Raw genomic sequence first — 14,363 nt, 5'->3', positions numbered from 1 at the left:
CGCGCATATCCCTGCATCCATCGCAACATTTCATTTAGGTAAATTGATTACGAATAGTAGAATCAAGACATCCACCAAGGAGACATTCGATGAACACAAGCGCCCGTCCCGACCTGTCCACACTGCCACCGCCCGCCGCCGTGCAGCAGCTGCACCACTACGCCTACAAGGCCCGCGATGCCGAGGAGACCCGCCACTTCTACGAGGACATCCTGGGCCTGCCGCTCTATCACATCATCCAGAGCGACTACGTGCCCAGCACGGGCGAGTACTGCCCCTACACGCATTTCTTCTTCCGCCTGAAGGATGGTTCGTTCATCGCCTTCTTCGACATCGGCGACGACGAAAAGGCCCTGCCCTCGCCCAACACGCCGCTGTGGATCAACCACATCGCCTTCCGCGTGGACACCGTCGAGGAACTTGAGAACACCAAGGCCCGTCTGGTGGCGCATGGCATCGAGGTGCTGGGCGTGACCGACCACCACATCTTCAAGAGCATCTATTTCTTCGATCCCAACGGCATCCGCCTGGAGCTGTCGGCCCAGCTGGCCGACGAAGTGCAGATGGCGCGCGAAAGCACCACCGCCCACGCCCGCCTGAACGAGTGGACGGCACGCAAGGAGCAATGGCGCAAGGAACGCGCCGAAGGCAAGGCAGCCCAGCCGCTCAAGCCCCAGAGCAACGACCGGCCCGAGTTCGTGCCCGACGCGGGCGCTTAAAAGTGCACAACACGCTCTCAATAAAACCCGGCGAACAGGCAGGCGGACGGGGTCGGTAGAATCCCCGTCAAACCGTCATCCATTTCGCATATGCAGACGGCATCCCTTCAACGGATGCCGTTTTCATTTGCCAAACGCCATTCGCACAATTCCCCGCAAGCAAGCCATGAGCGACACCATTGCCCAGCCAGGCCTCGACAGCCTGTCCAAATCGTTTGAACCCGCAGCCATCGAGGCCCAATGGGGCCCTGAATGGGAAAAGCGCGGCTACGGCGCAGCCGGCGTGCGCGGCACGGGCCAGGCAGATGCATCCCAGCCATCGTTCTCCGTCCAGCTGCCGCCGCCCAATGTGACGGGCACGCTGCACATGGGCCATGCGTTCAACCAGACCATCATGGACAGCCTCACGCGCTACCACCGCATGAAGGGCCACAACACGGTCTGGGTGCCCGGCACCGACCACGCGGGCATCGCCACCCAGATCGTGGTGGAGCGCCAGCTGCAGGAGCAGGGCATCGCCAGCCGCCACGACATGGGCGCGACGCCTCCCGAGGCGCGCAAGAACTTCGTGAGCAAGGTCTGGGAGTGGAAGAACCAGAGCGGCAACACCATCACCGGCCAGATGCGCCGCATGGGCGACAGCGTGGACTGGAGCCGCGAGTACTTCACCATGGACGACAAGCTGTCGTCCATCGTCAACGAGACCTTCGTGCGCCTGTACCAGCAGGGCCTGATCTACCGTGGCAAGCGCCTGGTGAACTGGGACCCCAAGCTGATGTCCGCCGTCTCCGACCTCGAGGTCGAGAATGAGGAAAAGGACGGCTCGCTGTGGCACATCGCCTACCCGCTGGCCGACGGCTCGGGCCAGCTCGTGGTGGCCACCACGCGCCCGGAAACCATGCTGGGCGACGCAGCCCTGATGGTGCACCCCGAGGACGAGCGCTACCAGGCGCTGATCGGCAAGACCGTGATCCTGCCCCTGGTGGGCCGCGAGATCCCCATCATTGCCGACGACTACGTGGACCGCGAGTTCGGCACGGGCGTGGTCAAGGTCACGCCTGCGCATGACAACAACGACTACGCCGTGGGCCAGCGCCATGGCCTGCCGATGATCTGCGTGCTGACGCTGACGGCCACCATCAACGACGAGGCGCCCGAGAAGTACCGCGGCATGGACCGCTTCGTGGCGCGCAAGGCCATCGTGGCCGACCTGGACGCGGCCGGCCTGCTGGTCGAGACCAAGAAGCACAAGCTCATGGTGCCCATCTGCACGCGCACGGGCCAGGTGATCGAGCCCATGCTGACCGACCAGTGGTTCGTGGCCATGAACAAGGTGGGCGAAGGCGATGCCACGGGCAAGTCCATCGCGCAGAAGGCCATCGATGCCGTCTCCAGCGGCCAGGTGCAGTTCGTGCCCGAGAACTGGGTCAACACCTACAACCAGTGGATGAACAACATCCAGGACTGGTGCATCTCGCGCCAGCTGTGGTGGGGCCACCAGATTCCCGCCTGGTACGACGAGGACGGCAAGGTCTACGTGGCCCGCACCGAGGAAGAAGCCCGCGCCCAGGCCCCCGGCAAGACGCTCACGCGCGACGAGCACGTGCTGGACACCTGGTACTCCTCGGCCCTGGTGCCGTTCTCCACCATGGGCTGGCCGAACCAGACCGAGGCGGCCGACGATGACTACAACCTCTACCTGCCCAGCTCGGTGCTGGTCACGGGCTACGACATCATCTTCTTCTGGGTCGCCCGGATGATCATGATGACCACGCACTTCACGGGCCGCGTGCCCTTCCGCCATGTCTACATGCATGGCCTGGTGCGTGACGCCCAGGGCAAGAAGATGAGCAAGTCCGAGGGCAACGTGCTCGACCCCGTGGACCTGATCGACGGCATCGACCTGGACACCCTGCTGGAAAAGCGCACGCAGGGCCTGCGCCGCCCCGAGACCGCGCCCCAGGTGCGCAAGAACACGCAAAAGGAATTCCCCGAGGGCATTCCCGCCTACGGGGCCGACGCGCTGCGCTTCACCTTCGCGGCCCTGGCCTCGCTGGGCCGCTCCATCAACTTCGACAGCAAGCGCTGCGAGGGCTACCGCAACTTCTGCAACAAGCTGTGGAACGCCAGCCGCTTTGTGCTGATGAACTGCGAAGGCCATGACTGCGGCCTGCTGCCCCACACCAAGGAGCAATGCCAGGCCGGCGGCGAGTTCGCGGGCTACATGCAGTTCAGCCAGCCCGACCGCTGGATCGCCTCGCAGCTGCAGAAGGTCGAGGCCGAAGTGGCCAAGGGCTTTGCCGAATTCCGCCTGGACAACGTGGCCAACGCGCTGTACGACTTCGTCTGGAACGAGTTCTGCGACTGGTACCTGGAAATCGCCAAGGTGCAGATCCAGACCGGCAACGAGGCCCAGCAGCGCGCCACGCGCCGCACGCTGATCCGCACGCTGGAGGCCATCCTGCGCCTGGCCCACCCCATCATCCCGTTCGTGACCGAAGCCCTGTGGCAGAAGGTCGCCCCGGTCGCCGGCCTGCCCGGCGAGTCCGTGGCCGTGGCCCGCTACCCCGAGGCCCAGCCCGAAAAGATCGACGAGGCCGCCATCGCCTACGTGGGCCGCATCAAGCAGATGATCGACGCCTGCCGCACGCTGCGCGGCGAGATGGGCGTGTCGCCGGCCCAGCGCCTGCCGCTGCTGGCCGTGGCCAGCTCGGCCGATGAGTCGCAGTTCCTGCGCACCAATGCCGCCGTGCTGCAAAACCTGGCCAAGCTCAGCGAGGTCAAGGTGTTCGACGACGAGGCCGCCTGGGCCGAGGCCGCCCAGGCCGCCCCGGTCTGCGTGGTGGGCGAGGCGCGCCTGGCGCTGTTCGTGGAGATCGACGTGGCCGCCGAAAAGGCCCGCCTGTCCAAGGAAGCCGCACGCCTGGAAGGCGAGATCACCAAGGCCAATGTCAAGCTGGGCAACGAGGCCTTCGTGGCCAAGGCGCCCCCGGCCGTCATCGACCAGGAAAAGAAGCGCGTGGCCGACTTCGGCGCAACGCTGATCCGCATCCAGGAACAACTCGCCCGCCTGGGTTGACATGGAATCTCCCCCTGAGCGGCTGCGCCGCTTCCCCCTCTCTCGCTTCGCGGGAGGGGGACGACACCCTCGGCGCGGGGCGGCGCGGCCGGCTCAGGCCCTTCCTCGGTGTCCCTGATCTTAGGCTGCGCCAGTTTCATCGTCCGAGGGCATCAAGTCGCACAATGAAAGCTGAGACACTTAGCGAAGAAGACGCAAAGCCGCACGCTTTTTCCATCACCTGAATCCCAAGATTTTCATGAGTAATCAGACCCGTGTCCGCAAAGCCGTGTTTCCCGTTGCCGGGCTCGGCACGCGCTTTCTGCCCGCCACCAAGGCCTCTCCCAAGGAGATGCTGCCCGTGGTGGACAAGCCGCTGATCCAGTACGCCGTGGAAGAGGCCTACGAGGCCGGCATCCGCGACATGATCTTCGTCACCGGCCGCAGCAAGCGCGCCATCGAGGACCATTTCGACACCGCCTACGAGCTGGAAAACGAGCTGGAGAACGCCGGCAAGCAGGCCATGCTGGAGCTGGTGCGCAGCATCAGCCCCGCCGACATGAACTGCCTGTTCGTGCGCCAGCCGCGCTCCCTGGGCCTGGGCCATGCCGTGCTGTGCGCCGAGCCGCTGGTGGGCAACGAGCCCTTTGCCGTACTGCTGGCCGACGACCTGATGGTGGGCGAGCCTGGCGGCCCCGGCGTGATGGCGCAGATGACATCGGCCTTCCACAAGCAGGGCCGCTCCCTGCTGGCCGTGCAGGAAGTGCCGCTGGAGCAGACCAAGCGCTATGGCATCGTGGCTGGCGAGCCGGCCGGCGGTTCGCTGATGCGCATCGAGAAAATCGTGGAAAAGCCCGCGCCCGAAAAGGCGCCCTCGCGCATGGGCGTGGCTGGCCGCTACGTGCTGACACCGGCCATCTTCGAGGAGATCCGCAACCAGCCCAAGGGCGTGGGCGGCGAGATCCAGCTGACGGACGCCATCGAACGCCTGATGGCCCATGAAGCCGTCTACGCCTTCCAGTACCAGGGCAAGCGCTACGACTGCGGCAGCAAGGAAGGCTTTTTGCAGGCCACGGTGGAACTGGCGCTGCAGCATGAGGATGTGGGCGCGAGCTTCCGCGAATACCTGCAGGGCCTGAGCATCTGAGGCCCGGCCTCAAGGCCGCCCCTGCCCCATGCAAAAGGCCTGCGAAAGCAGGCCTTTTTCTTTGGAGCGAACCGCGTGCAGCCGCTCAGCGCCGGCGCAGGATATGGATGAACTCCGCACCCACGGTCTGCTGCTCCACCAGTTCATTGCCGGTCTGCTTGGCAAAGGCCTGGAAGTCGCGCAGCGAGCCCGTGTCGGTGGCCACCACCTTGAGCAGCTGGCCGCTGTCCAGTTCGGCCAGCGCCTTCTTGGCCTTGAGAATGGGCAGCGGGCAGTTGAGCCCGCGCGTGTCGATTTCCTTGTGAATTTCCATCGGATGCACCTCTTGAGCCTGGGATTCTAGGCGGCATCGCGGCGGAGGCCGGCAGCAGTGTCTTGATCGGCGCGACTCGCTTCAGCCTCCTGGGCCTGCTCGGCACGCTTCCAGAAGTCACGGATCACAGGATCATGCCCCCGGCTGCGCAGCCACTTGGCCAGCGCCATGCCCGTGCCCGAAGGCCAGGCCTGGACTTTCTCGGGCTCCAGCAGCCGGTACTCCAGCAGCTCGGGCGACAGCCGCACCTGGCCGCTGGCGCGCACATGGAAGGCGATGATCACCTGGTTCATGCGCAGGAACTCATGCACGCTGATCAGCTCCAGCGACTCGGCCTGCAGGCCGGTTTCCTCCGCCACCTCGCGTGCCACGCCCTCCTCGGGCGACTCGCCGGCTTCCATGAAGCCCGTGATCAGGCCGAAGACCTTCTCGGGCCAGGCCGCATTGCGCGCCAGCAGCACCTTGCCGTCCAGCTCCACGATGGCGGCCAGCACCGGCGTGGGATTGTTCCAGTGCGTCCAGCCGCACTCGGCGCAGCGCAGGCGCGATACATCGCCGCCGTCCTCGGCCTGGATCACCCACTGCAGGGGCGTTGCGCAGTGCGTGCAATAGCGGGTTTCATAGTGCATGGGGCTGTTCCTGGTTTTTTGCTGTCCTGGCTCTATGCAAACAGGAAGGCCCGCCGGAAGGCGGGCCTGTCGCTGCGTCAGGCGGGGAAGACACCCGTGGACAGATAGCGGTCGCCGCGGTCGCAGACCACGAAGACGATGGTGGCGTTGTTCTCGCGCTCGGCAATCTGCTGGGCCACCCAGCAGGCGCCCGCCGCAGAGATGCCGGCAAAGATGCCTTCCTCGCGCGCCAGGCGGCGCGCCATGTCCTCGGCATCGTCCTGACCCACGAGCACGGTCTCGTCGATCAGCGAGGCGTCGTAGATCTTGGGCATGTACTCCTCGGGCCACTTGCGGATGCCGGGGATGCGCGAGCCCTCGGCCGGCTGGGCACCCACGATGCGGATGGCCGGGTTCTTTTCCTTGAGGAACTTCGCCACGCCGGTGATCGTGCCCGTGGTGCCCATGGCGCTCACGAAATGCGTGATCTCGCCACCGGTCTGCTCCCACAGCTCGGGACCCGTGGTCTCGTAGTGGATGCGCGGGTTGTCGGGGTTGCCGAACTGGTCGAGCACCACGCCCTTGCCCTGGGCCACCATCTGGTCGGCCAGGTCGCGCGCGTATTCCATGCCGCCGCTCTTGGGCGTGAGGATCAGCTCGGCGCCATAGGCCTTCATCGTCTGGGCACGCTCGATGGACAGGTCCTCGGGCATGATCAGCACCATCCGGTAGCCCTTGATCGTGGCGGCCATGGCCAGCGCAATGCCGGTATTGCCCGAGGTGGCCTCGATCAGCGTGTCGCCGGGCTTGATGTCGCCGCGCTCTTCGGCGCGGCGGATCATCGACAGGGCCGGCCTGTCCTTGACCGAACCGGCCGGGTTGTTGCCTTCCAGCTTGCCCAGCACCACGTTGCCACGTTCCTGGCGAGACTGCGCACCGATGCGCTGCAATGCCACCAGGGGCGTGCGGCCGATGGCGTCTTCGATGGTCGGATAAATTTTCATAGCCTCACACTGTGCCATAATTCGCCCCTGCGCTAAGTAGCCCGGGTGGTGAAATTGGTAGACGCAGGGGACTCAAAATCCCCCGCCGCAAGGCGTGCCGGTTCGATTCCGGCCCCGGGCACCAGAGATTACGTAGCCGAAAAAGCAGTCCCCTGCTTTTTCGGCTATTTCTTTTCCGGCCGCTGTCTTCACAGCGTCCGCACAAACCTCAAGCCCCTTTGCATCCAGCCGTGTTCAACGGCTGCACTGCATTTCAAGGCCTTCCAGCCTGCACCGATCCTGCGTCCTCATGCCTTGGGCGGGATGACGCCTGCGCGCTTTTCGCCGCACCGGGCCCAACCTGTGTACAACTTTGGCATCAACCGCCTCTCAAGGCCTGCCAAGCCTGGACCTTGGCCCATGCTGAAGCCTGCTTGAAGCAGCACCATCCCAGCCCGCAGGCAGGGCTGCAGCCCTGCGTCAAATTCAGCACCTTCCCTCTGAAAACCACCACTTGCACCACCGTCATGCAGCCCTTGCCCAGCGCGGGCACCAGCCCGGTGCGTCCACGGCTCGGGCCTGTAAAAGCCCATGAAAAAAGCCACCCTGGGGTGGCTTCCTTTCTCCACAGATCCGTTGAACAACCCTGTGGATAATCAGTGAACAGCAAGTGAACGAGGCGTCCAAGTGCTTGCATTCACTGGCCGCAGGCTAAGCTGCCTGCAAATCAGGCAACCTCCAGATCCAAGGGAAAACCCTCGATTCGGAAGGCGCCTGACACACCTCGCCTCAGGCATCCGTGCGGCGGATCTGCGCACGCCCTGCCGCCGTGATGTGCCATTGATGGCTGCTGTCCACTTCGACCAGTCCACGCTCGCGCAGCCTCTTGGACAGATGCTCGCGCGCCGCGCTTTCCAGCGACACGGGCTCGCCCATCTCCAGCTTCTTGAGCACTTCGAGTTCATCCACCGTCGGCTCGTACACGGGTGCGTGATATGTGGTTTCGGCCATCGCTACTCCTTCGCTATTCAAAATCTCATGCCCCAGGACTCTAGGGGGCACGGATGCAAACATAGCCTTGGCCCGGGAGCCGCGCAATCGGTGGCCGCACCTTTTTTCGAGTTGTGGGCGATGATTGCACGCTTTGCGGCGGCGTCCCACAGGCGCCAGGGCCAGGCCCCGGCCTGACAACGGGCGATCCACGCTCTTGCCGCACCCGCCCCATTGGCCGCTCCCTCACCCATCTGACCCAGGAATTCAGGTTTTCATGCTGTACGCCATCACCGCCTTGTTCACCTTCCAGTTGCTGGGGGAGGCCATCGTCCAGCTCACGGGGCTGCCGCTTCCGGGCGCGCTCGTGGGCACGCTGCTGCTGCTGGCGGCGCTGCTGCTGCACGGCCGCCTGCCCGAGTCGCTGGAGAAGGCCGCCGGCGTGCTGCTGCAAAACATGATGCTGCTGTTCATTCCCGTCATTGCAGGCGTGATGCTGGAGTTCGACCGGCTGTCGCGCGAATGGCAGCCCTTCGTGATCGCCTGCGTGGCGGGTGCGGCCATCACCTTCCTGGCCACGGCCTTCACCTTCCGCTGGTGCCTGGAGCGCCAGCGCGCCCGCGAAGCGGCTGCCAGCCGGGGAGACAAGGCATGAGCGCGCTCACCACCCACTGGCACAGCGCCTGGCAGTCGCTGTCCGGCAATGCCTCCACCGCCCATCTGCCCTGGCTGGTGCTGACCATGGCCGTCTACCTGGCGGCCATGGCGCTGTACCGCAGAAGCGGCAACCATCCGCTTCTGATTCCCGTGTTCACGGCCGTGGTCGTCATCGTGGGCGTGCTGCTGGCCACGGGCACCTCCTATGCCAGCTACCGCAGCGGCGTTTCGCTGCTGGGGCTGCTGATCGGCCCGGCCACCGTCGCGCTGGCAATTCCGCTGTACGCCCAGCGCGAGCGCATCCGCGCGCTGTGGCTGCCCATCAGCGTGGCCCTGGCCGTGGGCTGCGTGGTGGCGTTGCTGTCGGCACTGCTGATCGGCTGGAGCCTGGGAGCGACGGTGCAGACGCTGGTGGCGCTGGCGCCCAAGTCGGCCACCATTCCCATCGCCCTGCCCATGGCCGAGCGCTTTGGCGGGCCAGCCTCGCTGGCGGCCGTGGCGGTGGCCATCACCGGCATTGCGGGCACGATGATGGCGCCGCTGCTGATCCGCCTGGTGCGCAGCGATGACCCGGCCGTGCAGGGTTTTGCCCTGGGACTTACGGCCCACGCCATCGGCACGGCACGCGCGCTGCAGGTGAATCCGACCATGGGCGCCTTCTCGGCCCTGGCCATGGGCCTGAACGGCGTGGCCACGGCCGTGGTCATGCCGCTGTGCCTGGCCGTGCTGCCCTGGTTTTGAGCGCGATTACGGGTTTTCCCCAGAGACACCCCCACAAGCCTGTGGACAAGCGCCACCAGCAGCAAGGATAAGTCAGTTAAGTGACTGTCATCGTTGAACAATCCAAAGCCTGCTTAATTTTCAGGCAGGCCGGTGCTCCCTGGCGCGCTGCTGCAGCCATGAAGAGAACACGCGCAGGGCGGGCGCGGGCTGCGCATCGGGCGCCAGGGCCGGCGTGACCAGGTAGTAGGCGCGGTTGCCGCGCAGCGGCTGGGGGCAGGCAATGATGAGGTCGCCGCGCGCCAGTTCCTGCTCGATCAGCATGGGTGGCATCAGCGCCACGCCCAGACCCTGGCTGGCGGCCACGGCCAGCATGGAGAACAGCTCCAGCCGCATGCCGTCCAGCGCGCGCGGCGCGGCCACGCCCATGGCATCGAACCACTGCTGCCAGCCGTAGGGCCGCGTGCTTTGCTGCAGCAGCGGCATCCGGGCCACGATGTCCGCCCCCACGGGCAGCCAGGCGCGGCCCGGCTCGCGTGCCTGGGCCGTGGCCAGCAGTTGCGGGCTGCACACGGGCACCACCTCTTCATCCATCAGCCATTGCGCCTGCACGCCGGGCCAGCGTGCCACCTGCTCGGGCGTGCCTGCATAGAGCGCGGCGTCGAACACGGTATCGGCAAACAGGAAGGGCCGCGTCTGCACGTCGATGTGCACCGTGACCTCGGGATGCTCGCGCGCCAGCTGCGGCAGGCGCGGCAGCAGCCAGCGTGTGGCGAAGGTGGGCACGGCAGCCAGGTTGAGCGGGCCGCCTTCGCCCTGGTGGGCCATGATGTCCAGCGTGTCGCGCTCCAGGCCGTGCAGCCAGCGCGAGACCTGCTGGGCGTACTGCGTGCCCGCCTCCGTCAGCAGCACGCCGTGGCGCGTGCGCCGGAACAGCTGCACGCCCAGGAACTCCTCCAGCGCAATGATCTGGCGCGATACCGCGCTTTGCGTGAGCGACAGCTCCTGCGCCGCACGCGTGTAGCTGATGTGGCGGGCGGCCGACTCGAAGCAGGCAAGGGCTTGGGTGGATGGCAGGGCTCTACGCATATCTCATGAATTCAACGCACTCCAATGGCACATATCATAGGGAATAACCCGCAACATGGAATCCATACATGCGCTTTACGCATTCATGGATGAACAAACATCGTTTGCGCCACGCGCAGGCCCGCTTCTAAGATGCAGCGCAACAACGCTACACGGCGGTGGCCTGCCCGGCACCGCGTTGACACCGCACGTGGCAGCGGCTCCTGCCCTTGACCTCTTTGTTTTTGGAGATACGACACCATGGCCCGCAACAGCTTCCAATGGGATGACCCCTTCCAGCTCGACCAGCAACTGAGCGAAGACGAGCGCATGATCCGCGACGCGGCCCATGCCTACTGCCAGGAGAAGCTGGCCCCCCGCGTGCTGGAAATGTTCCGCCACGAAAAGTCCGACGTGAGCATCTTCCGCGAGATGGGCGAGCTGGGCCTGCTGGGCCCCACCATCCCCACGCAGTACGGCGGCGCGGGCCTGAACTACGTCAGCTACGGCCTGGTGGCGCGCGAGATCGAGCGCGTGGACTCGGGCTACCGCTCCATGGCCAGCGTGCAAAGCTCGCTGGTGATGGTGCCCATCAATGAATTCGGCACCGAAGACCAGAAGAACAAGTACCTGCCCAAGCTGGCCAGCGGCGAATTCATCGGCTGCTTCGGCCTGACCGAACCCGACCACGGCTCCGACCCCGGCAGCATGTCCAGCCGCGCCTACAAGGTGGACGGCGGCTACCGCCTCAAGGGCAACAAGATGTGGATCACCAACAGCCCCGTGGCCGACGTGTTCGTGGTCTGGGCCAAGGAAGTGACCGAGGACGGCCATGTGGGCGAGATCCGCGGCTTCATCCTCGACAAGGGCATGAAGGGCCTGTCGGCCCCGGCCATCCACGGCAAGGTGGGCCTGCGCGCCTCCATCACGGGCGAGATCGTGATGGACGACGTCTTCGTTCCCGAGGAAAACGCCTTCCCCGAGGTGCGCGGCCTCAAGGGCCCCTTCACCTGCCTGAACAGCGCACGCTTCGGCATCGCCTGGGGCGCCCTGGGCGCAGCCGAGTTCTGCTGGCACACGGCGCGCCAGTACACGCTGGACCGCAAGCAGTTCGGCCGCCCCCTGGCTGCCAACCAGCTGATCCAGAAGAAGCTGGCCGACATGCAGACCGAGATCACCCTGGGCCTGCAGGCCGCGCTGCGCGTGGGCCGCATGAAGGACGAGCACCAGAACGTGATCGAGATCACCTCGCTGATCAAGCGCAACAACTGCGGCAAGTCGCTGGACATCGCCCGCATGGCGCGCGACATGATGGGTGGCAACGGCATCAGCGACGAGTTCGGCGTGGCCCGCCATCTGGTCAACCTGGAAGTGGTCAACACCTACGAGGGCACGCACGATGTGCATGCGCTGATCCTGGGCCGGGCTCAGACCGGCATCGCAGCTTTTGCCAACTGACCCCCTGAGGCGCTTCGCGGAGGGGGACGACGCCCTCGCCGCGAGGCGGCTCTTGCTCGGCGTCCCTGGCCTGCTCCACGCCCATGTCACACGCTATGGGTGATGGAAGCTCAAGCCCTGAGCTGAACTACCAGCGGCATCGGGCGCGCTCATATTTCTTCCCTCTCATGTCCTCCACATCCTCCGCGCCGGCCGCATTGGCTGGCATCAAGGTGCTTGATCTTTCCCGCGTGCTGGCCGGGCCCTGGTGCACGCAGACGCTGGCCGACCTGGGTGCCGATGTGATCAAGGTCGAGCGGCCCGTGGCCGGCGATGACACGCGCCACTGGGGGCCTCCGTTCCTGCCGCACGACGATGGGCAGGCCACGCAGGAGGCCAGTTATTTCACGGCCTGCAACCGCAACAAGCGCTCGGTCACCATCGACATGTCCACCCCCGATGGGCAGCAGCTGATTCGCCAGATGGCGGCCGGGGCCGATGTGCTGGTGGAGAACTTCAAGGTCGGTGGCCTGGCGCAGTACGGGCTGGACTACGAAAGCCTCAAGGCGCTCAACCCGCGCCTGATCTATTGCTCGGTCACGGGTTTCGGTCAGACCGGCCCGTATGCCGAGCGCGCGGGCTACGACCTCATGGTGCAGGCCATGTGCGGGCTGATGAGCATCACCGGCCATGCCGATGAGGCGCCCGGAGGCGGCCCGCTCAAGGTGGGCGTGGCCGTGATCGACGTGTTCACGGGCCTGTATGCCAGCAATGCCATCCTGGCCGCGCTGCATGCGCGCCAGGCCTCGGGCCGGGGCCAGCACATCGACATGGCCCTGCTCGACGTGGGCATGGCCGTGCTAGCCAACCAGGCCGCCGGCTTTCTGGCAACGGGCGAATCGCCGGGCCGCGCCGGCAACATCCACCCCAGCCTGGCGCCCTACCAGGACTTCGCCACGGCCAACGGCAACGTGCTGCTGGCCATTGGCAATGACGGGCAGTTCGCGCGCTTTTGCGCCGCCGTCGGCGAAGCCGGCTGGGCGCAGGACGAGCGCTTTGCCACCAACACCGCGCGCGTGCGCAACCGCCAGGCGCTGCTGGAGCGGATGGTGCCCCTCATGAAGACACGCGGCACGGCCGAATGGATTGCGCTGCTGGAAGACAAGGCCGTGCCCTGCGGCCCCATCAACACCATTGCCCAGGCCTTCGATGACCCGCAGGTGCGCGCACGCGGCATACGCGTCGAGCTGCCGCGCGAGGCCGGCGACGGCATCTCACGCATCGCCGGCGTGGCCAGCCCCATGCGGCTGAGCGATACCCCGCCCGTGCTGCGCAGCGCACCGCCCTCCCTGGGCCAGCACACCGATGAAGTGCTGGGCGAGTTGGGCATTGCGCCCATGGCCATCCAGGCGCTGCGCTCGCGCGGCGTGGTCTGATCGCCAGCGCCGCGCAACACCGCCTCCACATTTCTCAGCCCAAGCACCGCCATACGAATGTCCTAAAGAATCACGCCCTCCCACCCGTCGGTGCCTCACAACAAACGTCCACAACATCCATTCAAGGAGACAACACCATGACTCACACCTCCCGCATCGCGCTCGCCGGCATCCTCGGCGCCCTCGCGCTTTCGGGCGCAGCCCATGCCCAGGGCTACCCCACCAAGCCCATCAAGCTGCTCGTGCCCTTCGCGGCCGGCGGCACCACCGACCTGATCGCGCGCATCGTGGCCGAGCCGCTGGGCCGTGCCCTGGGCCAGCCCGTGGTGGTCGAGAACAAGGGCGGCGGCGGCGGCAGCATCGGCGCGGCCGAGACGGCGCGCTCCCAGCCCGATGGCTACAGCCTGGGCATCGCCACCGTGTCCACCACGGCCACCAACCCGGCGATCAACCCCAAGATCCCGTACAACGTGCTGACCGACTTCACGCCCATCGTGAACATCGCGGCCACGCCCAACATCATTGCGGCCAACCCCAAGTTCGCGGGCAAGAACTACCAGGAGTTCCTGGCCGAGGTGAAGAAGAACCCCGGCAAGTACTCCTACGCCTCGCCCGGCAACGGCAGCATCACCCATCTGATGATGGAGATGTTCAAGCTGTCCACTGGCACCGACATCACCCACGTGCCCTACCGTGGCAGCGGCCCCGCGCTGAACGACGCCGTGGCCGGCCAGGTTCCGCTGATCTTCGACAACCTGCCCTCCGCCCTGGGCTTCGTCAAGGAAAAGCGCCTGGTGCCCATCGTGGTGGCCGCGCCCCAGCGCCTGGCCGCCCTGCCCGATGTGCCCACCTTCAAGGAAGTGGGCCTGGCCCCCGTCAACCGCATGGCCTACTACGGCATCGTCGGCCCCAAGAACCTGCCGCGCGACATCGTGGACAAGGTCAACGCCGCCACGCGCAAGGTGCTGCAGGACCCGGCCATCAAGAAGCGCATCGAGGAAACCGGCTCGCTGATCGTGGCCGACACGCCCGAGCACTTCTTTGAAGAGATCAAGGCCGAACTGGCGGTCTACAAGGACGTGGTGCAAAAGCAGAACCTGACGATGGATTGAGCCTGCGCGTCACCCGCTGACCATCCCCGCCACGGCGGGGATTTTTGTTGGAGGGCTCGAAGGCGGGAGCCGCCAAGCGACATCCCAGCAACCTGCCTCCTTACCTGTCTTTTGC

Annotated in this window: 13 protein-coding genes and 1 tRNA gene; 9 read left to right on the top strand and 5 right to left on the bottom strand. The window is 65.9% G+C overall.

The annotated features are described in order from the left end of the window. Positions 1 to 89: 89 nt before the first annotated feature. The 3 genes from IAE24_RS09250 (at position 90) to galU (ending at position 4,924) form a co-directional block, all read left to right on the top strand. Positions 90 to 719, top strand: a complete 630-nt coding sequence (locus IAE24_RS09250) for a VOC family protein (RefSeq protein WP_199960604.1) — start codon at positions 90 to 92, stop codon at positions 717 to 719. A 166-nt stretch (positions 720 to 885) separates the two neighbouring features. Further along, positions 886 to 3,798 (top strand): valine--tRNA ligase, encoded by a 2,913-nt coding sequence (locus IAE24_RS09245; RefSeq protein WP_199960603.1) that lies wholly within the window; start codon positions 886 to 888, stop codon positions 3,796 to 3,798. Positions 3,799 to 4,036: 238 nt separating this feature from the next. Further along, a complete protein-coding gene (gene galU / locus IAE24_RS09240) occupies positions 4,037 to 4,924 on the top strand; it encodes a UTP--glucose-1-phosphate uridylyltransferase GalU (protein WP_012204138.1) in 888 nt (295 codons plus the stop codon). 85 nt (positions 4,925 to 5,009) lie between these two features. On the opposite strand, the gene IAE24_RS09235 is transcribed toward galU, so the two are convergent. The 3 genes from IAE24_RS09235 to cysM all read right to left on the bottom strand — a co-directional run bounded on the left by IAE24_RS09235 (position 5,010) and on the right by cysM (position 6,849). Beyond that, positions 5,010 to 5,237 (bottom strand): sulfurtransferase TusA family protein, encoded by a 228-nt coding sequence (locus IAE24_RS09235; RefSeq protein WP_012204137.1) that lies wholly within the window; start codon positions 5,235 to 5,237, stop codon positions 5,010 to 5,012. 26 nt (positions 5,238 to 5,263) lie between these two features. Continuing rightward, entirely contained in the window at positions 5,264 to 5,866 is a 603-nt protein-coding gene (locus tag IAE24_RS09230) for an NUDIX hydrolase (RefSeq protein ID WP_199960602.1), read from the bottom strand. A gap of 77 nt (positions 5,867 to 5,943) precedes the next feature. Continuing rightward, positions 5,944 to 6,849 carry a cysteine synthase CysM gene (gene cysM / locus IAE24_RS09225; protein WP_017407070.1) on the bottom strand — a complete coding sequence of 302 codons (906 nt, stop codon included), beginning with the start codon at positions 6,847 to 6,849 and terminating at the stop codon, positions 5,944 to 5,946. A 39-nt stretch (positions 6,850 to 6,888) separates the two neighbouring features. Between cysM and IAE24_RS09220 the strand changes: the two genes are divergently transcribed. Beyond that, positions 6,889 to 6,973 (top strand) — tRNA-Leu (locus tag IAE24_RS09220). 644 nt (positions 6,974 to 7,617) lie between these two features. On the opposite strand, the gene IAE24_RS09215 is transcribed toward IAE24_RS09220, so the two are convergent. Beyond that, on the bottom strand, positions 7,618 to 7,839 hold the full coding sequence (locus tag IAE24_RS09215; protein WP_012204134.1) for a hypothetical protein: 222 nt from the start codon (positions 7,837 to 7,839) through the stop codon (positions 7,618 to 7,620). A 256-nt stretch (positions 7,840 to 8,095) separates the two neighbouring features. On the opposite strand from IAE24_RS09215, the gene IAE24_RS09210 reads away from it, so the two are divergent. Next, entirely contained in the window at positions 8,096 to 8,473 is a 378-nt protein-coding gene (locus IAE24_RS09210; protein ID WP_199960601.1) for a CidA/LrgA family protein, read from the top strand. Continuing rightward, the gene (locus IAE24_RS09205; RefSeq protein ID WP_047217793.1) at positions 8,470 to 9,216 is read left to right on the top strand and encodes an LrgB family protein; all 747 of its coding nucleotides are present in this window, start codon (positions 8,470 to 8,472) and stop codon (positions 9,214 to 9,216) included. The genes IAE24_RS09210 and IAE24_RS09205 overlap by 4 nt, the downstream gene beginning before the upstream one ends. A gap of 120 nt (positions 9,217 to 9,336) precedes the next feature. Here IAE24_RS09205 and IAE24_RS09200 read toward each other — a convergent pair whose 3' ends face one another. Beyond that, positions 9,337 to 10,284, bottom strand: coding sequence for a LysR substrate-binding domain-containing protein (locus IAE24_RS09200; RefSeq protein ID WP_012204131.1), 948 nt, complete (start codon positions 10,282 to 10,284; stop codon positions 9,337 to 9,339). 240 nt (positions 10,285 to 10,524) lie between these two features. Between IAE24_RS09200 and IAE24_RS09195 the strand changes: the two genes are divergently transcribed. From IAE24_RS09195 to IAE24_RS09185, 3 genes are all read left to right on the top strand, one after another. Further along, on the top strand, positions 10,525 to 11,721 hold the full coding sequence (locus IAE24_RS09195) for an acyl-CoA dehydrogenase (protein ID WP_199960600.1): 1,197 nt from the start codon (positions 10,525 to 10,527) through the stop codon (positions 11,719 to 11,721). Between the two features lie 167 nt (positions 11,722 to 11,888). After that, on the top strand, positions 11,889 to 13,136 hold the full coding sequence (locus tag IAE24_RS09190; RefSeq protein ID WP_199960599.1) for a CaiB/BaiF CoA transferase family protein: 1,248 nt from the start codon (positions 11,889 to 11,891) through the stop codon (positions 13,134 to 13,136). A 137-nt stretch (positions 13,137 to 13,273) separates the two neighbouring features. After that, on the top strand, positions 13,274 to 14,248 hold the full coding sequence (locus IAE24_RS09185) for a tripartite tricarboxylate transporter substrate binding protein BugE (protein WP_012204128.1): 975 nt from the start codon (positions 13,274 to 13,276) through the stop codon (positions 14,246 to 14,248). Positions 14,249 to 14,363 lie beyond the last annotated feature (115 nt).

Origin of the sequence: Delftia sp. S65 (assembly GCF_016516495.1) — a bacterium.
Classification (GTDB): Bacteria; Pseudomonadota; Gammaproteobacteria; order Burkholderiales; family Burkholderiaceae_C; genus Comamonas; species Comamonas acidovorans.
This window is presented reverse-complemented; position numbering and strand designations above follow the sequence as displayed.